Genomic DNA, 20948 nt, shown 5'->3' on the forward strand with positions numbered 1-20948 from the left:
AGAGGTTTCATGAAACCGCGCCTGCATTGTGCCCGTCTTGCCCTGTTCCTGTGTGGCTGCGCGGCGTTTCTCAACCTGTATGCCACCCAGAGCATTCTCCAGACGTTCGCCGCGCAGTTTCACATCAGCGCCAAGGCGGCGGGGTGGAGTATCACCGTGACGACCCTGGCGGTGGCGATCACTGCGCCTTTCGTCAGCCGGCTGACCGGGCGCTTTGAGCAACGCACGGTGATCAGCGCTGCGGCGTTGTTGCTGGCGGTGCCTGCGTTGATGACAGCCTATGCCGACAGCTTTGCCGAGGTGCTGGTGTGGCGGTTTGTGGAGGGCATGCTGATTCCGGTGGTGTTCGCTACCAGCGTGGCATACATCGGCGACCGCTGGCGTGGCGGCACGGTCACGGAGGTCACCAGCCTTTACGTGGCCGGGACGGTGTTGGGTGGGTTTGCCGGGCGCTTCGTCACGGGTGTGATGACGGAGTATGTGGGCTGGCGCGAAGCCTTTGAATTGATGGCGGTGCTAAGCCTGATGGTGGGTGGGTTTATCCAGTTCCTTTTGCCGGTCAGCCGTGCGCGATCCGTGAGGGTTGAAACTGCGTTTTCGGCGGTTTTTCGCAAGCCTTTATTGGCCGCCTACGCGGTAGGTTTTTGCGTGCTGTTTTCCCAGGTGGCGGCGTTTACCTACGCAGGTTTGTATCTCGGATTACCGCCGTTCAGCCTGGGGCCTGCGGCGCTGGGCACGCTGTACATGGTGTTCCTGCTGGCGCTGATCGTGATCCCCATCGCCGGCCGCCTCAGCAAGGCCCGGCCACATGCTGAACTGCTGAGCGTGGCTGCGGTGCTGGGTATTACCGGCTCCGCGCTGACGCTGTTGCCCTCTTTGTGGTGCATCGTTGCAGGCCTGGCCCTCAGCTCGACTGGCGTGTTCCTGGCCCAGGCGGCGGCCAACGCATTTACCACCGCGACCGCAGGTGACAACAAAGCAGGCGCCGTGGGCGTGTACCTCACCTGTTACTACCTGGGCGGCAGTTGCGGTGCGATTGTCCCTGCGTTGATCTGGGAGCGTTGGGGCTGGGCCGGGTGTGTGGTGCTGATTATCGCCTTCCAGGTGTTGACCTTGTTGATCGCGCTCACTGGCTGGAAGCCCGTTAAACCTCAACTGATCGCGACGCCATGAACGACACCTCAAACCGCCGCCGTACCTTGATCGCCGGCTGCAGCGCCCATGCCGTGCATGATGGCCTTACCGATGTTATCTACGTGCTATTGCCGATCTGGCAGGCGCAGTTCGCGCTGTCCTACGCCCAGATCGGACTGTTACGCGGTGCTTATTCCGGGATGATGGCAGTGTTCCAACTCATGGCCAGTCGCGCCGCGAAACGCTGGGGCCGTGTATCGATGCTGGTGGGCGGCACAGCACTTGCCGGTGCGGCTTATCTAATGGTGGGCCAAGCCACTGGATTGGTGATGTTGCTGCTGGCACTTCTGTTAGGTGGCTTGGGCGCCAGCACCCAGCACCCGCTGGCCTCTTCGATGATCAGCGACGCCTACGAGGACGGTGGCGGAATCAAGCAGGCACTGTCCCAGTACAACTTTTCCGGCGATATCGGCAAAACGCTGATTCCGGGCTTGATCGGGTTGCTGCTCACCGTCATCAGCTGGCGTGCCAGCGCCACGTTGCTGGGGTTGCTCGGCTTGGCAGCGGCGGGGTTGCTATGGTGGTTGGTTCCTGCAAAAGCATCCGAATCCACCTCTACAAAAAACGCAAAGCCTTTCAGCGGAAGTGGCTCCGTCACCGGCCTGCGCGCCTTGATTCTCACAGGCACCCTCGACAGCGCCGTACGCATGGGCTTTCTCACCTTCCTGCCATTTCTGCTGCAAGCGAAAGGCGCGGGCACTGCCGGTATTGGCCTGGCCCTGACGCTGCTGTTTATCGGTGGCGCATTCGGCAAATTGCTCTGCGGTTACCTGGGGGCGCGCATCGGCATGATGAAAACCGTGTGGCTGACGGAAACCAGCACCGCGTTGCTGATCGTTGCCGCCGTGTATGTGCCGCTGGCCGGGTTGATGGCGATGCTGCCGTTATTGGGCCTGGTGCTCAACGGTACGTCTTCGGTGCTGTACGGCGCCGTGCCGGACCTGGCGGGCGCGGGGAAGCGAGAGCAGGCGTTTGCGGTGTTCTACACCGGCACCATTGGGGGTGGTGCGCTGGCGCCGGTGGTGTTCGGCGGGGTGGGGGATGCGTTGGGCGTGTCGGTGGCGGTGATGGTATTGGCGGGGGTGTTGTTGGTGACGTTGCCGTTGGCGTGGGTGGTGCGGCGGGGCTTCGAGCTCAAATAAGCGAGCGGTCGACCGGATGTCCAGCCCGCGCAAATAGATCGATACCGAGGGAGTGGAGTACTTTGAGTACAGTTTCGAAGCGAGGTTTTGCGCCAGGGGCGAATGCCTTGTAAAGGCTCTCACGACCCATGCCCGCTTCGGCAGCGATCTTTGTCATTCCTCGGGCTTTAGCCACGTAGCCGATGGCGCGAAGAAATTCTTGATTGTCGCCGTCGGCCAGAACCTGAGAAAGGTATTCACTGATGGCCTCGTCGCTGTCGAGCAGTTCGGCCATATCAAATGTCGTCAGCGTTTGTTTCATGATCAAACCTCTTTTGCCAATTTTTTTGCTCTACGGATATCAGTGTCCTGGGAAGACTTGTCACCGCCTACCAGCAAGATGACGATCACCTTACCTCGCAAAGTGAAATAAATTCGATAACCCGAACCAACGTCTATCCGCATTTCTGAGATGCCGTTTCCTAGTGTCTTGATATCGCCCAGGTTACCCATGCTGGCTCTTTCGATACGTCGACCAATTGCGATCTTTGCTCGTAGGTCGCGTACTTCTGAGCGCCAGTTAATGAAGGCTTGGGTTTGCTGGATCAAATAGCTCACAGGACCTCGCGTGGCCTAACTGTATCCAAGTGGATACTTGTTGGCAATAGGAATGGCAGATGGCAAAGGCTGGGGAGGATGCGTGGGGAGCGCTTCGGTTTCAAACGTTCTTGAAGGTTTTCCTGTTGCCAAAATTTGCAGTGGCAGTTCGGGGAGAGAGGCTGTATTCGAACCTTGCGGCATTGCCTACACAACCATCAGAATCGTCCGAGTTGTGCGTCTTGGGCGACCTCTTTAAGGTTCGTCTGCCGCTGCCTATCAGCGGTCGGGTTTAGTAGCTCGATTTGATCAACGGCGTATGGCTGTACCATCGTTTAGGCATCTTGGTGTCTGTGCTCAATGGTGGCTGTACGCAGGGCACTTTCGAGTGCGCCGGTTTTGTTGATCCGCCGGTCTACTAACCTGCATACAGCCGCCACCCATTGATTAGTAGCTCTGGAAGGTGGTCCTTATCGAGGATCAACAGATGTGTAATGACTCATGTAATCCATCCGTAAAACTGTTCAGCGTCCGTCCCGAAGCCAACACCGAAGCACTGCTCGCCAACGCCTACGAAACCATCGCCGGCGCGGGAGCCATGACCAATGAGTTCGCCGAAACCCTGCCTTCCCAACAGCGCTACCTGGCCCTTGCGATTCAGCAAATGATCGAGTTGGGGCTGATGCTGGTGGAAGCGGCGCAGGACCGCGTGGATCAAGCCGCCTAGGTCACTCGGCGCACCGCATAGGCTTGCCTTCCCAGGCCGCCCATACCAAGGGGGAGGGGAGCCAACAAATTCCAGATGCTACGGGGACGAGGCCAGCGTAAACGGAATGCGCAATGCGCCGATCGGTCCTTCCCGCACACCGCACATTTCATCGTGCACGCAGTGCTGCACCAGCACGCAGGGAAAGGGCGGAACCCGTTGCAACAGGCTGCGCAAATGCGTGGTGGAGCCGATGCGCAGCGGCTTGGCGTCATCGCCCTGCAGTGTCATCTCAACGTTATCCAGCCTGATGCGCGCGATATAGAAGCCACCTTCCAGCGACAGTAACTCCAGCTCGCGAACTTCACCGTTCATGGCCAACTCAGTCAGCATTTGCAGGTTCATGTTTCACCCTCACTGCGGGTCATTCATTGGCGACGAAAGAACAGCGTGACTTGGCCCCATTCGACGCCGAACTTGGTCATGCTGGAGCGGTTGATCAAGGTGTCCTCGTCCATCAGATACATCCAGTCATCAAAGCTCACCTCGTAGACCGAACCGTCCACCGGCAGGTTGAGCCTGTAGCGCCAACGCAGCGCGTTACCTGCCACTTCGCCGATCGCCTCGCCGACCACATCACCCGCCCGGCCCTTCCAGCGCCCCGGGCCATCCGGTGTCAGCGTCCACACACGTTGTTGACGCGTGCCGTCGCTGTACAGAAAACGCTCGTCGAGAATCAACGCGTTGCCCTCGCGCCGGCTGGCGATATCCACTTCAAAGCGCTTGGTTACCTCACCGGAACGCTTCTGGAAAATGCCCCAGGCCTTGACGGGCTTGCTGAAGAAACGCTCCAGGTCCAGATGCGGCTGCTGATCAACGTAGCGCTCGACGCCTACGTTGGCGCAACTGCTCAAACTCAATATCAATAACAATGAAACCAGTAGACGTGTCATTGCTCGGCTCCGTGATTGTGCGTCAGCACGTTCGAATGATACTTGTACAAGATTATAGGTTTGTACAGGTATTCCCGACGCGATGATTGATGCGTCAAATCGCGGCCATAAAAAAACCGGTCATCAAGGACCGGTTTTTTATGCATCCCCCGTCAAACGCAACTTGACGCGAAACGAGAATTTGAGTGGAGCGGGTAGAGGGAATCGAACCCTCGTCGGAAGCTTGGGAAGCTACTGTTCTACCATTAAACTATACCCGCTCAGAGCGGCTGACTTTGTACCAGAAGTTCGCGGGGATTTGAAGTTTTTCTTCAAAAATGTGTGGGTTATGTGCCTTTGTAGAAGCTGGCTTGCCTGCGATGGCATCGCCTCGGTTTACCTGATCCCCCGAGAGCCATCGCAGGCAAGCCAGCTCCTACCCAAGCATTCAAATGGCGAAGGCATGCTGCGCCTGGCCCTGGTGATAGCGCATCCGGCTGACCTGCCGCTGCGGTTTCAAGAAGCTCACCACCGCATCCCGGCTGTCTCGGCACGCCGCCTTGTGCTCCATGTCCAGGAAATGCCCCGTCGCCTGAATCGTACTGAAGCTGCTGTTGGCCACATGCTGGCCAAACAGCTTGGCATCCTGGGCACTGGTGTATTCGTCCCATTCACCGTTGAGAAACAACACCGGAATGTCGATCTGCTTAGCCGCCTTGAGGTAGCACAAGCGATCGCTGTTCAGCACGTGGCTGATGTGAAAATGCATCTGCCCGTACTCATGCTCGGCCAGGCTGCTCACGTGCTTGTAGTTGAAGCGCTTGAACAGTGACGGCAGGTGTTTGCCGATGGTGCTGTTGACGAGGTGGCCGACGCGGTCGCGGTCGAGATTGCCGAGGTAGTCGACGCCGCGTTCCAGGTAGTCGCGCATCGGGGCGTTGATCACCGGGGAGAACGAACTGATCACGGCCTTCTCCACGCGGCGCGGGCGATGGGCGAGGGCAACCAGGGTGGCGGCGCCGCCCCAGGAAAAGGACAGTACGTGTTCGGCGGCGAAGTGATCGATGAGTTCCAGCAGGAGCTGGCCTTCGACTTCCTTCGTCAGCATTTGCTCATGGCGGTTGTGGATTTTGGAGCGGCCAGCGTAGGGCTGGTCGTACAAAACCACATTGAATTGCGGGTACAGGCTTTTCACGGTTTGGGCGAAGGATGCCGTGGTGGCCATGGAGCCGTTGACCAGGATGATGGTCTTTGCAGCAGCGTCCGCGCGATAGAACTCCGTGTAAACCCGATACTGACCCTGTATATCCAACACAGCGATTTCTGGCCTCATGTCGTAAGACTCCTGGCAAGCGGGTAGGGCGCGCAGATCACTCTGCACGAGCTTTGTGACAGGTAGGCATACGCCTGGAAAAGGAGGGCCCATGTCGATCCGGTGACGGCTGGCCGACGGCTGTTGTTATGGCGGGCTGTTTGCCTGAGAGGCCCGTAGATCAAGCGCGGGCGGGGCAAGGTGTTTCTTGGAGGTTATAGGCGACTCGCCAGTCATATTTAAACTGGTGATCCTGATTCAAGCAGCAGCGGTGCGACCCTGCAAGGTGCTGAGGCGGTTTTTTGCCATCACCGGCTGAACGGTCGTCAGACCTGTCGGATTTCGTCGTCAGTCAGCGCCCGATACTGGCCCGGCGCGAGGGCCACATCCAGCACCAAAGGGCCCATCCGCTCGCGATGCAGGCCGATCACCTTGTTATCAAAGTGCCCGAACATGCGTTTCACTTGGTGGTAGCGGCCTTCGACAATGCTCAGCCGTGCGGTGGTCGGCCCCAGTAATTCCAACTCGGCGGGTTGGGTGGTGAGGTCTTCGAATGCAAAGTACAGGCCCTGGGCAAAGGTCATCGCATACTCAGGGCCGATAGTCTGCTCGGTCTGCACGAGGTAGACCTTGGGCAGCTTGGTCTGTGGCTGCGTCAGTCGCCGCGACCATTGGCCGTCATTGGTGATCAGCATCAGACCGGTGGTGTTGAAATCCAGACGACCGGCAATGTGCAGCTCACCTTTGTCCGACTCATCAAGTAAATCCAGCACGGTTGGGTGCTGCGGGTCTGCGGTGGCGCTTACGCAACCCTGGGGCTTGTGCAGCATGAAGTAGCGCGCCGGTTTGCCGGCCTGCAGCACTTCATCGTCAACGCACACACGGCTGAATTCCCGGACCTCATGGTGAGGATCGCTGACGGCAACGCCATCCACCGACACACGTCGCTCTGCCAGCAACAGGCGCACTTGCTTGCGGTTGAAGCGCGGCAGGTTACTGAGGAGACGATCAACCCGCATTACGTTGGCTCAGCCCCGCGCAATTGCTGATCCACCTGGGCACAGCGTGGGCACAGACAAGCCTGGTTGCGCAGCTCCGAGGGCAGGGCCTCAAGCACCGCTGGATCGATGGTGACGCTGAAGCACCAGCAGGCTTGGTCGGCTGTGCGCGGGTCGGCCAGCGTGCAGTCGTTGCGCGCGCCACAGGCGGGGCAGAGTGTTGGCGTGGTCATGGGCGGGTTCGGGCTGGATCGGGCAAGGTATGCCGTGCACGATACAGGTCCGACCCGGCCCAAGCTACTTAGAGCTGGAACTTGCTGACCAGTACGTTGAACGAAGTGGCCAAACGCGACAGGTCCTGGCTAGACGCATTGGTCTGGTGAGCACCGGCGGCCGTTTGGGTGGACAGGTCCTGGATGTTCAGCAGGTTGCGGTCCACTTCGCGGGCCACCTGGGCCTGCTCTTCTGAGGCGGACGCGATGACCAGGTTGCGTTCATTGATCTTCGCCACGCTGGCGGTGATCCGTTGCAGCGCTTCGCCAGCGTTTTGCGCCAGGGTCTGGGTGTCGTTGGCCCAGGTCAGGCTCTTGTTCATCGCCGCGACCGCATCATCGGCGCCGGTCTGGACGTCGCCAATCATCTTTTCAATATCGACGGTCGAGGTTTGAGTACGGTGGGCCAGCGCCCGCACTTCATCGGCGACCACTGCGAAGCCACGACCTTGCTCACCCGCACGAGCCGCCTCAATGGCCGCATTCAGGGCCAGCAGGTTGGTCTGGTCGGCGATCCCACGGATCACGTCGATCACCTTGCCGATTTCCCGTACTTGCCCGGCAAGATCTGCAACCGACTGAGTGGAATCGTTGATCTCGCCCACCATCGAGCGCATGCCGGATACGGCCTGTTCCACTTGTTGGCGGCCGTCTTCGGCCTCGGTAGTCGCTTGGCGCGAAGCTTCCGAAGTCGACACGGCGTTGCTTGCCACTTCGTCCACGGCAGCGGTCATCTGGTTGACGGCGGTGGCGGCTTGTTGAATTTCATCATTCTGACGGGTCAGACCACGGCTGCTTTCATCGGTGACAGCGCTCAGCTCTTCGGCGGCCGAAGCGAGCTGGTCGGAGGCGTTGGCGATTTCCACCAGGGTGCCTTTCAAACCGCCCTGCATGTCCGACAGCGCCATCAGCAGTTGCCCGGCTTCGTCGGTGCGTTCGGTGGTAATGGCCTGGGTCAGGTCGCCTTTAGCAATGCGTTGTGCGCTCTCTACTGCCTGCGCGATGGGCCGAGTGATCAAGCGGGTGATCAATACACCCACAATGATCGCAATCATGAACGCCAGAACAATGCCGCTGATCATCCAGGTCAACGCGCTGGCACGCAGCTCATCGGCGGCGATGGCGCCTTCCTTGATCTGGCGGTTATTGGACTCGATCATCACGCGGATCAACTCGCGCGCCTGGCGGAACAGTTCATTGTTTGTGGTATTCAACTGAGTGCGGGCCTGATCGACCTGGCCGCCGTCAAGCAACGCCATGATGCGTTCGGAGCTGCTGACGTAGGTGGGCCAAATCTGGTCGAGCTTGTCTCCGGCTGCCCGTTCGTCATCTTCCAGCGGCGTCGCGCGATAGGTCGCGTAGGCGCTCTGGCTGCGCTTGAGTTCCTGGGCGATATCCTGGCGCACGCGCTCGCGGTCTTGTAGGGCCACGTTGCCGTTGGTCGCATCCATTAACCGATACAACCCGCGATTATGGGCGACCAGGCCATTGAGGGTGGCGGCCGTATTACTCACGGAGACAAGGTTGTTGGAGAACGTCAGCTCCAGTGCCGAAGAGAGGCGTACCACCCCTTTGATCCCCAACAGGCCGACTCCAAAGGTGATCAACGCACACAGTAAAAATGAAAGCAGCAGCTTAGTTGAGATTTTCATGGCTCGAATCCGGCGATAGTAGCGAAGGGCGCACGCTAGAGCCTCCTTGGCATGGTGCGATGTCATAGTGACATCATCGCAATTGAGAAAGTTGCGAGCCAGATAAATTTACTGAATCGATAAAGCTTGAACAGATGTATCAAGTCGTTACGGAAACGCACCAGATTCAGTTTTTGATGTCAGATATTTCGTCATTCGGTGAAAGCCGAGTGCCGCCCTCCAGCGTCGCTGGAGGTGCTTTTCCGCGGTCCAGGAGGCCGCCATGTATCGACGACTGCTGCTCAGCGCTTTACTCGGTCTGACCCTTTCCGCTTGCGTGCCCTATTACGATGGCGGCCAGAGCTACTACCGTTCCGAGGTCTACACCTCACCGGCACCGGTGTATTACTACGGTGGCGGCACGGCGTATCAGTACCGCCGTGATTACTACCCCGCACCGCGCTACTACGCGCCACAACCGCGCTATTACTCGGCCCCGCGTTATTACCAGCCGGCCCCGCGTTACTACGGGCCGCGTGCCGGTTACCGGCCGTATCCGAACCAGGGCTGGGGCGGTGATCGTTGGGGAAATGGGGGGCATGGACGCGGTTCCGACCATGGAGGTGGCCGCGGCGGTCACCGTTGACAGGCCAGTGATGCAAGCGGCGCATGAAGCGCCGCTTTTTTATGGGCGCCAATAATCAGTAATCAGATAGGTCCGCCAACGGATGGCGGCCTTCCCACGCCTTGTTGAAATGCGCCTGCACCACCGCCTCCGGGATCGTATTGATATCGGGCCAATGCCAATGCGGCGTCTGGTCCTTGTCGATCAACCGCGCGCGCACCCCTTCACTGAATTCCGGATGGCGGCAGCAGTTGAGGCTCATCGTGTATTCCATCTGGAACACCTGCGCCAGGGACAGGTGCCGGGCACGCTGAATCTGTTCCCACACCAAGTGGGCCGTCAGCGGGCAACCTTCGCTCAACGTCTTGCCGGCACGGCTGAACAGGGGATCGGCATGCTCACGCAGTGGGCTCAAATTACGCCAGGCACAGCGCACATCGCCCACATCCAGCCATTCGTCGATTTGTGCCCGGCGCGGCAGCCACTGCGCTTCGGGTTGCTGGTCCACAGCTTCTTGGGACAGCGCCTTGAGCAGGCTGTTGAGTTGCATCTCTGTCTGTTCCTGCCAGTTCAGTTGCAGCAAACCATCAAGCAACTCGTCTTGCTGATCATCGCGCAGGAAGCGGTCGGCCAGGCCGAGGTCCAGAGCGTCGCGGCCGTTGATATGGGCGCCGGTAAGGCCCAGAAACAACCCCAGCTTGCCCGGCAGGCGCGACAGGAACCAACTGGCGCCGACGTCCGGGTACAGGCCGATGCTGATCTCCGGCATGGCCAACCGGCTGCTTGGTGTGACGATGCGCACCGCCGCACTCTGCAGCAGGCCCATGCCACCGCCCAGCACGTAGCCGTGACCCCAGCAGATCACCGGTTTGGGGTAAGTGTGCAGGCGGTAATCAAGACGGTATTCCGCCGCAAAAAATTGCGCCGCCAGGGCTGGCACCACGCCAGGCTGTTCCCGACAGGCCTGCGCCAGGCTGCGCACTTCACCCCCGGCGCAAAACGCCTTGGGGCCGTTGCCGCGCAGCAGTACGCAGTGGATGTTCGGATCCTTGGCCCAGGCGTCAAGGTGTTCGCCCAGGGCCAGGATCATCGGCAGGGAAAGGGCATTGAGGGATTTTTCAGCGTCGAGGCTGGCGATGCCGATGCGGGCACCGTCGCTGCCGGTCAGCTCTTCGAAGTGCAGGTTCATCGTGACCTCAATCGAGAAGGTGAAGGATGAGTATGATCGCTTCGTAGGAAAGCGCCGTTGGTGTGTCAGATCAATTGACAAGCGGGGTCGGCTTTCCTAGGGTTCGCCTCATTCTTTTTGACAAGACTATTCAACCATGACCGAAGACGACCGTATCAAACTCGAACCCAGCTGGAAACACGCCCTGCGGGATCAGTTCGAGCAGCCGTACATGGCCCAGTTGCGCGAGTTCCTGCGCCAGGAACATGCCGCCGGCAAAGAGATCTACCCGCCCGGCCCGCTGATTTTCAACGCGCTCAACTCTACACCGCTGGATAAGGTCAAGGTCGTGATCCTCGGCCAGGACCCGTACCACGGCCCCGGTCAGGCCCACGGCCTGTGCTTCTCGGTGCAGCCGGGCGTGCCAGCGCCGCCGTCGCTGGTCAATATCTATAAAGAACTCAAGCGCGACCTTAACATCGACATCCCTAATCACGGCTACCTGCAAAGCTGGGCCGACCAGGGCGTGCTGATGCTCAACACCACCATGACCGTCGAGCGCGCCAATGCCAACGCCCATGCGGGCAAGGGCTGGCAATTCTTTACGGATCGGATTATCGAAGTGGTCAGCGAGCATCAGCCACATCTGGTGTTCTTGCTGTGGGGCGCGCATGCCCAGGGTAAGCAGAAGCTGATCGACGCGACCAAGCACCTGGTGTTGACGTCAGTGCACCCGTCGCCGTTGTCGGCGTATCGCGGATTTCTGGGGTGCGGGCATTTCAGCAGGACCAACAAGTTTCTTGAGCAGAATGGTGAGACGCCGATTGAGTGGCGGTTGCCGCCGGTTTGATACCCTAGCCCTGCCTTACAGCCGGACTTCTGCCACTGTTGAATTGCCGATATTTGCGACATATGCACTTCGGCCGTTGGGGGCCACAGCGATTCCACGTGGCTTGTCGAAGCCAGGGATTATGCCAGTCACGGTTTGGGTACGAGTATCGATAATGCTGACTCGGTTGCCATCGGTTTCGGTGAGATAGGCTCGCTCCAGCATGGTGTGAAAAGCTATCTGAAAAGGGCCGAGCAGGCCGCTGAGGATCGAGCTTGCCTGTGCGGTGATAGTATCCCCGATATACACCTCGCCACGGTCTCGGTAGGTGATGTAGACGCGAGCGGCGAAGCGAGCATGAGCAATGCTGGTGGGTTCTCCAGCAACCGTATTGGTTTGGAACACGACCCGGTTGGTGCCTAGGTTGATACTGGTCCAATCATCGGCTGTTGATGCCACATGTGAGCGGGCGTTTCCGGGGGCTACACAAATGTCTTTGGCATAACGCACGGCGGTGGCGATGATTCGCTGGTGGTTGGTGGTGTTGATCGCAACGACTTCGCAAGCGCCGTGGTCGGCGATGTACAGGCGCGCACCGGTGGAGTTCAACGCCATGCCATTGACGGTGGTGAATCCGCCGATTTGATTGATAACGGTGTCGCTTGAGGTGTCGATCACCGTAATGGGGGTATCGCTCGCCTGGCTGTTATCGCTGGCATAGAGGCGATGGGCTGACGGGTGCATGGCGAGCCAGATGGGCGAACCCACCCCGACAATCGTTGTGAGGACGCTCATGTTTGCGGTGTTGATGACCGTGATGCCTTGTGGGAGTGTGGCGCTGGCGACATAAAGCCGGCTTCCATCTGTGTTAAGTACAAGGCGATTAGGAGATCCCTGCACGGGAGTCGTGTTGATGATCGCAGCGGGTTCATCATTCTCGTCGTCCGCGACGGTAGGGGGGAGGGGGGTCATGTTTTAATCCTCAAGGGTTCAGTAGCACGATTGAGGATTACGGCGATGAGCTTGCCTAGCTGTGAGAGTTGACAGTTCAGACAAATGGCAGCGATCCGAAGTGAACCACTGCCACCCGGGTCAAGATTGCCGGTTCCAGCGCCTGAACAACGGCTCCGCCAGAAACAGTACAAACAACAATCGCATCACTTGCATGGCCGTCACCAACGGCACCGACAGTTGCAGGGTCTCGGCTGTAAGGCTCATCTCGGCAATACCGCCGGGCATCATGCCCAGGGTCAGCGAGCGCAGGTCCAGATGGGTCAACACACTCAGCCCTACCGCCGCCAAGGTTGCCAGCGCCATGGTCAAGGCCGTACCAATCAGGGTGCGGCCCATGAACGAGGGCGCGCGACGAAAGAATTGACGATTGAAGTGGCAACCCAGGCCGCTGCCGATCAACCATTGGCCAATCTGGCTGCCGCCGTCTGGCAGGCCGATATGCAAATCCCACACGACGCTGGCCGTCGCACTCACCAGCAGCGGCCCGAACAACCACGGGTTTGGCTGACGCAACCGCTGCCAACCCCAGGCCACCAGCGCGCCTATCGGAAACAGCACCAACAGCCAAGGCCAACTCACCGGCGCCGGATGAAACTGCGGCGTGCCGCCTTCCAGCAGATATTTGAAGATCGCCGGTACACACAGCACCACTACCAGCACGCGTAGACTCTGCCCCGCCGCGACACGGCTGAGCACCGCCCCATTGCGTGCGCCGAGGTTGACCATCTCACCGGACCCCCCCGGCATGCTGGAGAAAAACGCGGTGGCGCGGTCTTCACCGCTGCGGCGCATCAGCCACACCCCGACGACGCTCGATAAGCTAGTGACCAGCGCGCCGACGAAGATCAGCCCGAAGTGGCTCATCACCTGCTCAATCACCACCGGGGTGAAGTGCAGGCCAATCCCGATCCCCACTACCCATTGGCCGCATTTGCGCCCGCCGGGAATCTCCGCCAATTGCCACGGCGTGAGGCAACGCACCAGGATGATCGCCAGCAACGAGCCGACCATGTACGGCAAAGGCCAGCCGACGAGGCTGGCCAGGTAACCGCCGGCCAGGCCGACCAGCGGTGTTCCCCACCAATGTTTAAAGGTGACCTCAGACATCGGCCACGGCACGACGCTGCAGGGCACGTTTGCGGTAGATGCGGATCAACGGGAAGGCCAGCATCAGCGCCGTCAGTACCCACACGCCAAAGGTGATCGGGCTCGACCAGAGGATCTGCAGGTCACCGTTGGAGATCGACAGCGCACGGCGCAGGTTCTGCTCCATCAAACCGCCGAGGATAAAGCCGAGCAGTACCGGCGACAGCGGGAAGTCGAGCTTGCGCAGGATGTAGCCGAAGATGCCGATACCGACCATCAGGAACAGGTCGAAGGTGGTGGCGTGCACGGCGTAAACACCAATCGCCGTGATGATGGCAATCACCGGCACCAGCGCCCAGTTCGGCACGGCGAGGATACGCGTGAAGATGCGGATCATCGGGATGTTGAGGATCACCAGCATGATGTTGGCGATAAACAACGAGGCGATCAGGCCCCAGACGATGTCGGGTTGCTGTTGGAACAGCAGCGGACCCGGGGTGATGTTGTACAGCGACAGCGCGCCGATCATCACCGCCGTGGTGCCCGAACCGGGTACGCCGAGGGTCAGCATGGGCACCAGGGCGCCGCAGGCGGACGCGCCGATGGCGGTTTCTGGAGCAGCGAGGCCGCGCATGTCGCCCTGGCCGAACTTGCCGCTGGCACCGGCCAGGCGTTTTTCGGTCATGTAGGCAACGGCCGAGGCCAAGGTCGCACCGGCACCTGGCAAGACGCCCATGATGAAACCCAGCAAACCGCAGCGGATGTTGACGACAAAGACCGCGCCCGCTTCCTTGAGGTTGAACATCATGCGGCCCGTGGCCTTCACGGCTTCCTGGCCACGGTGGGTTTTTTCCAGCAGCAACAGGATCTCGCTGATGGAGAACAGGCCCAGCACCAACACCACAAACTGGATGCCGTCGGTGAGGTGGATGTTGTCGCCGGTAAAGCGGTACACGCCGCTGTTCGCGTCGATGCCGACAGCCGACAGGAACAGGCCGATCAGCGCAGCAACAAAGGTCTTCAAGGGTTTGTCACCGGCCATGCCGCCGAGACAGACAATCGCAAACACCATCAGTACGAAATATTCCGCCGGCCCAAAGGCAATCGCCCATTTGGCCAGCAACGGCGCAAACAACACCATGCCGCAGGTGGCGATAAACGCGCCGATGAACGAACTCCACGCCGACAACGACAGCGCCACACCGGCCAGGCCTTTGCGGGCCATCGGGTAGCCGTCGAGGGTGGTCATCACGGTGGAGGCTTCGCCCGGGATGTTCAACAGGATCGAGCTGATACGCCCGCCGTATTCGCAGCCCAGGTACACGGCTGCCAGCAGGATCAGCGCCGATTCAGGCGGCAGGCCCAGGGCGAACGCGATGGGGATCAACAACGCCACGCCGTTGATCGGGCCCAGGCCCGGCAACAGGCCGACCACGGTGCCGATCAGGGTGCCGCACAGTGCGGTGATGAGGTTGTAAGGGGACAGTGCAACGCCGAAGCCCTGGCCCAAGTAGCCGAAAGTATCCATATCAGTTCTCCAGAACGTCTAGCAGGCCGAGGGGCAGCGGCACATCCATGGCTTTATCGAACAGCAGGTAAAGGCCAATCGCCATCAGGCTGACGATCACCACACTCGGCAACCAGCGGCCGCCATACAGGCGCGCCATCGGAATGCCGATCAGCATGCTGCTGAGGATGAAACCCAGGGGTTCGAAGGTGCCGGCGAACACGATCAACAGGCCGACACAGATGCCGATCTTGATCAGGGTTTCGCGGTCCAGCGCGGGTTCTTCTTCAGTGTGTTTGGTCGGCTGTGGGCGGAACAGCATGTAGATCAGTGCCAGGCTCATCAGCCCGAGCATCAGCAGCGGGTAGGCCCGAGGCCCCACCGGCTCGTAGGAAAACGACGCCTGGTACGGCCAGGCCATCAGCGCCAGGCCGGCGCAGGCCAGCAGCAGCACGGCGGCGAAAATGCGTTGTAAGAGCATGTGAAACTCCTGGGCCACGCCACTGGGTCAAGGGGCGTGGCCGCACAAAAGAGGGGCGATTACTGGATCAGGCCGAACTCTTTGGCCAGCACTTTGTAGTCAGCCACCTGTTTCTTCACGTAGGTGTCCAGCTCCGGGCCGGTCATGGCGAACGGGAACAGCTCGCGCTGGTCGCGCAGCTTGGCGAACTCTTCCGAGGCCAGCAGTTTGTCGAACGCTTCTTTCCACCAGGCGTAGTCGGCATCGCTGACTTTTGGCCCGAGGTAGAAACCACGCACCACCGGCCAGACGATGTCGTAGCCTTGCTCTTTGGCGGTCGGAATATTCTTCATTTCCGGCTCGTCCAGGCGCTGCTCGGAGAACACGGCCAGCAGGCGCATGTCACCGCTCAGGATGTGCGGCATGGAGTCGGAGATGTCGGTACTGCCCACCTGGATATGGCCACCCAGCAGAGCAGTGGCGATTTCGCCGCCGCCTTCGAGGGCCACGTAACGCAGTTCGCGCGGGTTGATCCCGGCGGCCTTGGCGATCAGCGCGGTTTGCATCCAGTCCTGGCTGCCGACGGTGCCGCCGGAACCGATCACCACGCTACCCGGATCTTTTTTCAGGGCTTTGACCAAATCGTCCAAGGTCTTGTAGGGCGAGTCGGCTTTCACTGCGATGGCCCCGTAGCTGGTGCCGACCGCTGCCAACCAACGCACGGCGCTTTCATCGAAGCGACCAAACTTGCCCTGGGCCAGGTTCAACAGCGAACCGCTGGACCAGGCTACCAGGGTACCGGCATCGGCTGGACGCTGGGCGACCACGGCGTTGTAGGCCACTGCGCCGACGCCGCCTGGCATGTAGGTCACGCGCATCGGCTTGCTCAGCAGCTTCTCGTTGACCAGCGCGCTTTGTGCCAGTTTGCAGGTCAGGTCAAAACCACCGCCAGGCGAGGCCGGGGCGATGCATTCCGGACGCTTGGGCTCGTCGGCAGCCAGCAGTTGGCCGGCGAACAGCATGCAGCCGGCGGCGAGGGCCAATTTACGCAGTGAAGGGGTCATGGTTATCTCCATCTTTGTTGTTATGAGGGGTTACTACCAAAGTGCGACGCTATAGCTGACCAGCAAGCGCATTTCATCCGCATCACGGGCTGAGTAGTTGGAACGGTACGTGGCATTACGCAGGCGCACGGCTACATCCTTGAACGTGCCGGTCTGCACTACGTACTTGATCTCGCTGTTGCGTTCCCACTCCTTGCCGGTCTCGCCATTCTTGAGCTTGATGTTGTCACCTGACAGGTAACGGCTCATGAAGCTCAGGCCGGGAATCCCCAGCTTGGCGAAGTCGAAGTCGTAACGCGCCTGCCAGGAACGCTCTTCGGCGCCCGCAAAGTCGTTGATCTGCACGAAGTTGACCAGGTACGGGTCGCTGCCATCCACATACGGGAAGGCGCTGTCGCCGGACATGTGCTGGTAGCCGGCGCTGAGCTTGTGGCCATTGAGGGCATAGCTGAACAGGCCGTTGAGGGATTTATTGTCGATCTTGCCGCCGCGGGCGCTGCCGGTGTCATCGCTGATGGCCAGGCGCAGGTCGGTGCCGAAGGTGCCGGGGCCCATCGGGCGCGCAGCCACCAGGCCGAGGAAGTGCTGGCGGTACACGTCGTCGAGTTGGGCGAAGTGGTAGCTGCCGGTGATCTTGTCGGCGAATTTGTAGTCGGCGCCGCCAAAGTTGAAGTGCTTGCCGGTAGCGCCGCTGACGAAGCGGCTGTTCTTGTTGTTGAGGGCGATGTCTTCGTAGTTGCTGTCGTCGCGGTCCTTGGCTTTGTCCAGGCGGCCACCGGTGAACACCAGGTTCTTGAATTCCTTGGACGTGATCATGCCGCCATTGAAAGTCTGCGGCAGGATGCGGCCGTCATTGGGTTTGAGGATCGGCAGTTCGGGGATCAGCGAACCAATCTTCAGCTCGGTGGCCGAGATCTTCACTTTGCCGGTCAGGCCCAGCTTGGAGTACTCGTCGGCGGCGCGGCCATCGTCATGCGTGGGCAGCAGGCCGGTGCCGGTGCGGTCGGGGCTGGAGTCGAGCTTGACCCCGAGCATGCCCAGCGCATCCACGCCAAAGCCGACGGTGCCGTCGGTGTAGCCCGACTGCAGGTTGAGCATGAAGCCCTGGGCCCATTCGTCGCGCTTGGATTGCTGTGCGCTGGTGCCATCGCGAAAGTCGCGGTTGAAGTACATGTTGCGGGTTTCCAGGGTCGCGCTACTGTCTTCGAAGAAGGCAGCCTGGCTAAGCGGCGAAAAGCCGGCAAGGGTAGCAGCACTGGCGAGGGCGGTCTGGGTCAGGCGAGAAAAACGAACAGGCGAGGGGGCCTGGGGCTGTGTCGACAGCATCGTTGTGTACTCCGTTATTGTTCTTATTTTGGCGAAAACGCTTCGAGGCGTTTTTCGGGCGCGGCGCTGAAGCCGCTCGGCGGGCATAGACCACCGTGGCTGGATGCTAAAGGGCGAAGCTTTCACTAACCTTTCAGTTGGCTTTCAATGTTTTCGGGCTTCACAGGGCAGGCGGCGCCTGTAAACTGCCCAGCAAAGCGTGGCGCCGACCACCCCTGAATGAGGTAGAAATCCATGCGTGTCTTGCTGGTTGAAGACCATCTGCAACTCGCCGAAAGTGTCGCGCAAGCGCTCAAGAGCACGGGTCTGACCGTCGACGTGCTGCACGATGGCGTGGCGGCGGACCTGGCCCTGAGCAGCGAGGAATACGCGGCGGCGATCCTCGATGTGGGACTGCCGCGCATGGACGGTTTCGAGGTGCTTGCACGCCTGCGCGCCCGTGGGAAAAATCTGCCAGTGCTGATGCTGACGGCGCGCAGTGATGTGAAAGACCGTGTGCACGGTCTTAACCTGGGGGCCGACGACTACCTCGCCAAGCCTTTCGAGCTCACCGAGTTGGAAGCACGGGTCAAGGCTTTGTTGCGACGCAGCGTACTGGGTGGCGAGCGCCAACAGGCCTGCGGCGTGTTGGTCTATGACCTCGACACCCGACGTTTCACCGTGGGCGGCGAGCTGATGACGCTCACCTCTCGTGAACAAGCGGTGCTTGAGGCGCTGATTGCTCGGCCAGGCCGGGTGATGAGCAAGGAGCAACTGGCTTCCCAGGTGTTCGGCCTGGACGAAGAAGCCAGCCCCGATGCCATCGAAATCTACGTGCACCGCCTGCGCAAGAAGCTCGACGGCCAGCCCATCGCTATCGTGACCTTTCGCGGCCTCGGCTACTTGCTGGAAGCCCGCGATGCATAAGCCCAGCAGCCTGCGTTGGCGCCTGCTGTGGAACCTGGCGTTGTTGCTGGTGCTGTTGATGCTCGCCAGTGGCATGAGCGCCTACTGGAATGGTCGCGAAGCCGCTGACACCGCTTACGATCGCACGTTGCTGGCCTCGGCGCGCACCATCGCCGCCGGCTTGACCCAGGTGGATGGCACCTTGAGTGCGAACGTGCCGTATGTGGCGCTGGATACGTTCGCCTACGACAGCGCCGGACGCATTTATTACCAGGTCAACGACATCGACCAGAAGCTCATCTCTGGCTATGAAAACCTGCCCGGCCCACCGCCAGGCACGCCGCGTACCGATGACTATCCCGCACTGGCACGCTTCTATGACGCCGTGTATCAAGGCCAGGAAGTGCGCGTGGTGAGTTTGCTCAAGGCCGTTTCCGAACCGAACATGAACGGTATGGCGGAAATCCGCGTGGCCGAAACCGATGAAGCGCGTGTGAGCATGGCGCGCAGCTTGATGGCCGACACTTTGCTGCGTTTAGGCATGCTCGCCATCGGTGCGTTGTTGCTGGTGTGGTTTGCCGTGAGTGCGGCGTTGCGCCCGCTGGAGCGCCTGCGCACGGCGGTCGAAGAGCGTCAGCCTGACGACTTGCGTCCATTGCCATTGGTGGAAGTGCAGCATGAGTTCGGGCCGCTGGTGCGCTCGCTCAACCACTTTACCGAACGCCTGCGCGGACAGTTCGAACGACAGGCGCAGTTCATCGCCGATGCAGCCCATGAATTACGCACGCCACTGGCCGCGCTCAAGGCGCGACTGGAACTGGGCTTGCGCGCCGAAGACCCCGCCACGTGGCGCACCACTCTGGAAACCGCAGCTCAGGGCACTGACCGCCTGACCCATCTGGCCAATCAATTGCTGTCTCTGGCACGTATCGAAAACGGTGCCCGCGCCATTGCCGAGGGCGGCGCACAGTTACTTGACCTCAGCCAGTTGGCCCGGGAACTGGGCATGGCCATGGCGCCGTTGGCCCACGCACGCGGCGTGGCGTTGGCGTTGGAGGCCGACGAACCGGTGTGGTTGCGCGGTGAGCCGACCCTGTTGAATGAGTTGCTGAGCAACCTGGTGGACAACGCCCTGGCTCACACACCGCCGGGCGGCAACGTGATTCTGCGGGTGACGGCGCCGGCGGTGCTGGAAGTGGAGGACGATGGCCCAGGTATCCCGCTGGATGAGCGGGATCGCGTGTTCGAGCGTTTCTATCGTCGCAGTCAGCAGGGCATGGGCTCAGGCCTGGGGTTGGCGATTGTCGGTGAGATTTGTCGGGCGCACCTGGCACAGATCAGCTTGCATGATGGCGAGCTGGCCGGGTTGAAAGTGCGGGTGAGTTTTATCGCGGGCTGATCAATAGAACATCGAGCGGGCTTCGTCCAACTCGGCGCGCAAGGCTTCGCTGTACGGGTCGAACCGCAGTTTCTTGATCGCAGGCAAGGTCGAGACCGGTACGCTGGCCAAGGGGTGATCGGTGCCGCGATGGCAATACAACACGGCCACCTGCACCAGATCGACGTAGTCGAGGCTGGCTGAATCGCGCTCCAGGTTGAGGTATTGGCCGGGCAGTTTGGCGAGCATTTCCGGAAAGTCCCAGCCGCTCAGCAGTTTGTCACCGAGCAACGGGTGGATGCTCTCGATGACGTGATTGAGGCTGACCGGGTCCGAAAGCAACTCGTAGTGGTCTTCGGCGTACGTCAGGATCGGCAGCACGCCGATCTGGTGTACCAGGCCGCCGAGCGCCGCCTGGTCCGGCTTGAGCTGACTGTGGCTACGGCACAAGGCATAGCTGACGCCCGCCACTTCCAGGCTGCGGCGCCATACATCACGCATCTTCTGTTCGACCACGTCGGAGCGGGCGTGGAAGATTTGCTCCATCACCAGGCCGATCGCCAGGTTGCTGCTGTAGTTGGTGCCCAGCCGGGTGATAGCGGTGTGCAGGTCGGTGACTTCCTGGGTAGCGCGCAACAACGGGCTGTTGACCACTTTGATCAGGCGCGCCGACAGCGCGGTGTCGCGACCGATGACTTTGCTCAAGTGGCTGATGCTGATCTCCGGGTCTTCAGCGGCCTGACGAATATTCAGGGCCACTTCCGGCAATGTCGGCAGAACCAGGTCATCGTTGTCGATGGCCGTCACTAAAGCCTGTTGGACTTTTTCCGCCAGCTTGTTCAT

The 20948-nt window shown here is 60.4% G+C and carries 23 protein-coding genes and 1 tRNA gene; 7 read left to right on the top strand and 17 right to left on the bottom strand.

What is annotated here, in order from left to right; all coding sequences use genetic code 11:
• Positions 1–9 precede the first annotated feature (9 nt).
• Both EJ576_RS07950 and EJ576_RS07955 read left to right on the top strand, forming a co-directional pair.
• A complete protein-coding gene (locus EJ576_RS07950) occupies positions 10–1173 on the top strand; it encodes an MFS transporter (protein ID WP_122724839.1) in 1164 nt (387 codons plus the stop codon).
• Positions 1170–2336 (top strand): MFS transporter, encoded by a 1167-nt coding sequence (locus EJ576_RS07955; protein ID WP_126569998.1) that lies wholly within the window; start codon positions 1170–1172, stop codon positions 2334–2336. Before EJ576_RS07950 ends, EJ576_RS07955 begins: the two co-directional genes overlap by 4 nt.
• Here EJ576_RS07955 and EJ576_RS07960 read toward each other — a convergent pair.
• Positions 2329–2637, bottom strand: a complete 309-nt coding sequence (locus tag EJ576_RS07960) for an addiction module antidote protein (protein ID WP_126569999.1) — start codon at positions 2635–2637, stop codon at positions 2329–2331. The genes EJ576_RS07955 and EJ576_RS07960 overlap by 8 nt on opposite strands.
• A gap of 2 nt (positions 2638–2639) precedes the next feature.
• Positions 2640–2933 (bottom strand): type II toxin-antitoxin system RelE/ParE family toxin, encoded by a 294-nt coding sequence (locus EJ576_RS07965; protein WP_068937614.1) that lies wholly within the window; start codon positions 2931–2933, stop codon positions 2640–2642.
• Between the two features lie 466 nt (positions 2934–3399).
• Here EJ576_RS07965 and EJ576_RS07970 point away from each other — a divergent pair, with 466 nt between their 5' ends.
• Complete coding sequence (locus tag EJ576_RS07970; protein WP_028619323.1) at positions 3400–3639, top strand: DUF6124 family protein; 240 nt, start codon at positions 3400–3402, stop codon at positions 3637–3639.
• Between the two features lie 78 nt (positions 3640–3717).
• Here EJ576_RS07970 and EJ576_RS07975 read toward each other — a convergent pair whose 3' ends face one another.
• The 7 genes from EJ576_RS07975 to EJ576_RS08005 form a co-directional block, all read right to left on the bottom strand.
• The gene (locus tag EJ576_RS07975) at positions 3718–4023 is read right to left on the bottom strand and encodes a DUF6482 family protein (RefSeq protein WP_122724843.1); all 306 of its coding nucleotides are present in this window, start codon (positions 4021–4023) and stop codon (positions 3718–3720) included.
• 23 nt (positions 4024–4046) lie between these two features.
• Positions 4047–4571 (bottom strand): DUF3833 domain-containing protein, encoded by a 525-nt coding sequence (locus tag EJ576_RS07980; protein WP_122724845.1) that lies wholly within the window; start codon positions 4569–4571, stop codon positions 4047–4049.
• Positions 4572–4757: 186 nt separating this feature from the next.
• A tRNA-Gly gene (locus EJ576_RS07985) sits at positions 4758–4831 on the bottom strand.
• A 167-nt stretch (positions 4832–4998) separates the two neighbouring features.
• Positions 4999–5883 (bottom strand): alpha/beta fold hydrolase, encoded by an 885-nt coding sequence (locus tag EJ576_RS07990; RefSeq protein WP_126570000.1) that lies wholly within the window; start codon positions 5881–5883, stop codon positions 4999–5001.
• A 305-nt stretch (positions 5884–6188) separates the two neighbouring features.
• Positions 6189–6881 carry a pseudouridine synthase gene (locus EJ576_RS07995; RefSeq protein ID WP_126570001.1) on the bottom strand — a complete coding sequence of 231 codons (693 nt, stop codon included), beginning with the start codon at positions 6879–6881 and terminating at the stop codon, positions 6189–6191.
• Entirely contained in the window at positions 6881–7093 is a 213-nt protein-coding gene (locus tag EJ576_RS08000; protein WP_028619328.1) for a cysteine-rich CWC family protein, read from the bottom strand. The genes EJ576_RS07995 and EJ576_RS08000 overlap by 1 nt, the downstream gene beginning before the upstream one ends.
• Before the next feature lie 68 nt (positions 7094–7161).
• On the bottom strand, positions 7162–8784 hold the full coding sequence (locus EJ576_RS08005; RefSeq protein WP_122724851.1) for a methyl-accepting chemotaxis protein: 1623 nt from the start codon (positions 8782–8784) through the stop codon (positions 7162–7164).
• Between the two features lie 262 nt (positions 8785–9046).
• On the opposite strand from EJ576_RS08005, the gene EJ576_RS08010 reads away from it, so the two are divergent.
• Positions 9047–9409: a hypothetical protein gene (locus tag EJ576_RS08010; protein ID WP_028619330.1), complete on the top strand. Its 363-nt coding sequence runs from the start codon at positions 9047–9049 to the stop codon at positions 9407–9409.
• 55 nt (positions 9410–9464) lie between these two features.
• Here the strand turns inward: EJ576_RS08010 and EJ576_RS08015 are convergent, their stop codons facing one another.
• Positions 9465–10577, bottom strand: a complete 1113-nt coding sequence (locus EJ576_RS08015; RefSeq protein ID WP_126570002.1) for an enoyl-CoA hydratase/isomerase family protein — start codon at positions 10575–10577, stop codon at positions 9465–9467.
• Between the two features lie 136 nt (positions 10578–10713).
• Between EJ576_RS08015 and ung the strand changes: the two genes are divergently transcribed.
• A complete protein-coding gene (gene ung / locus EJ576_RS08020; protein ID WP_010212240.1) occupies positions 10714–11406 on the top strand; it encodes a uracil-DNA glycosylase in 693 nt (230 codons plus the stop codon).
• A gap of 15 nt (positions 11407–11421) precedes the next feature.
• On the opposite strand, the gene EJ576_RS08025 is transcribed toward ung, so the two are convergent.
• The 6 genes from EJ576_RS08025 to EJ576_RS08050 all read right to left on the bottom strand — a co-directional run bounded on the left by EJ576_RS08025 (position 11422) and on the right by EJ576_RS08050 (position 17842).
• A complete protein-coding gene (locus EJ576_RS08025) occupies positions 11422–12357 on the bottom strand; it encodes a YncE family protein (RefSeq protein ID WP_126570003.1) in 936 nt (311 codons plus the stop codon).
• A 120-nt stretch (positions 12358–12477) separates the two neighbouring features.
• Positions 12478–13506, bottom strand: coding sequence for an AbrB family transcriptional regulator (locus EJ576_RS08030; protein ID WP_122724857.1), 1029 nt, complete (start codon positions 13504–13506; stop codon positions 12478–12480).
• A complete protein-coding gene (locus EJ576_RS08035; RefSeq protein ID WP_122724860.1) occupies positions 13499–15013 on the bottom strand; it encodes a tripartite tricarboxylate transporter permease in 1515 nt (504 codons plus the stop codon). Before EJ576_RS08035 ends, EJ576_RS08030 begins: the two co-directional genes overlap by 8 nt.
• 1 nt (position 15014) lies before the next feature.
• Complete coding sequence (locus tag EJ576_RS08040) at positions 15015–15473, bottom strand: tripartite tricarboxylate transporter TctB family protein (protein WP_126570004.1); 459 nt, start codon at positions 15471–15473, stop codon at positions 15015–15017.
• A 59-nt stretch (positions 15474–15532) separates the two neighbouring features.
• Positions 15533–16516, bottom strand: coding sequence for a tripartite tricarboxylate transporter substrate binding protein (locus EJ576_RS08045; protein WP_016975161.1), 984 nt, complete (start codon positions 16514–16516; stop codon positions 15533–15535).
• A 33-nt stretch (positions 16517–16549) separates the two neighbouring features.
• Positions 16550–17842 carry an OprD family porin gene (locus EJ576_RS08050; protein WP_123476402.1) on the bottom strand — a complete coding sequence of 431 codons (1293 nt, stop codon included), beginning with the start codon at positions 17840–17842 and terminating at the stop codon, positions 16550–16552.
• 234 nt (positions 17843–18076) lie between these two features.
• Between EJ576_RS08050 and EJ576_RS08055 the strand changes: the two genes are divergently transcribed.
• Positions 18077–18748, top strand: a complete 672-nt coding sequence (locus EJ576_RS08055; protein ID WP_010212220.1) for a response regulator — start codon at positions 18077–18079, stop codon at positions 18746–18748.
• Positions 18741–20126 carry a sensor histidine kinase gene (locus EJ576_RS08060; protein WP_028619336.1) on the top strand — a complete coding sequence of 462 codons (1386 nt, stop codon included), beginning with the start codon at positions 18741–18743 and terminating at the stop codon, positions 20124–20126. The genes EJ576_RS08055 and EJ576_RS08060 overlap by 8 nt, the downstream gene beginning before the upstream one ends.
• On the opposite strand, the gene EJ576_RS08065 is transcribed toward EJ576_RS08060, so the two are convergent.
• Entirely contained in the window at positions 20127–20948 is an 822-nt protein-coding gene (locus EJ576_RS08065; protein ID WP_068937622.1) for an HDOD domain-containing protein, read from the bottom strand.

This window comes from Pseudomonas sp. C 49-2 (genome assembly GCF_003970195.1).
In the GTDB taxonomy this organism is placed as follows: domain Bacteria; phylum Pseudomonadota; class Gammaproteobacteria; order Pseudomonadales; family Pseudomonadaceae; genus Aquipseudomonas; species Aquipseudomonas canadensis.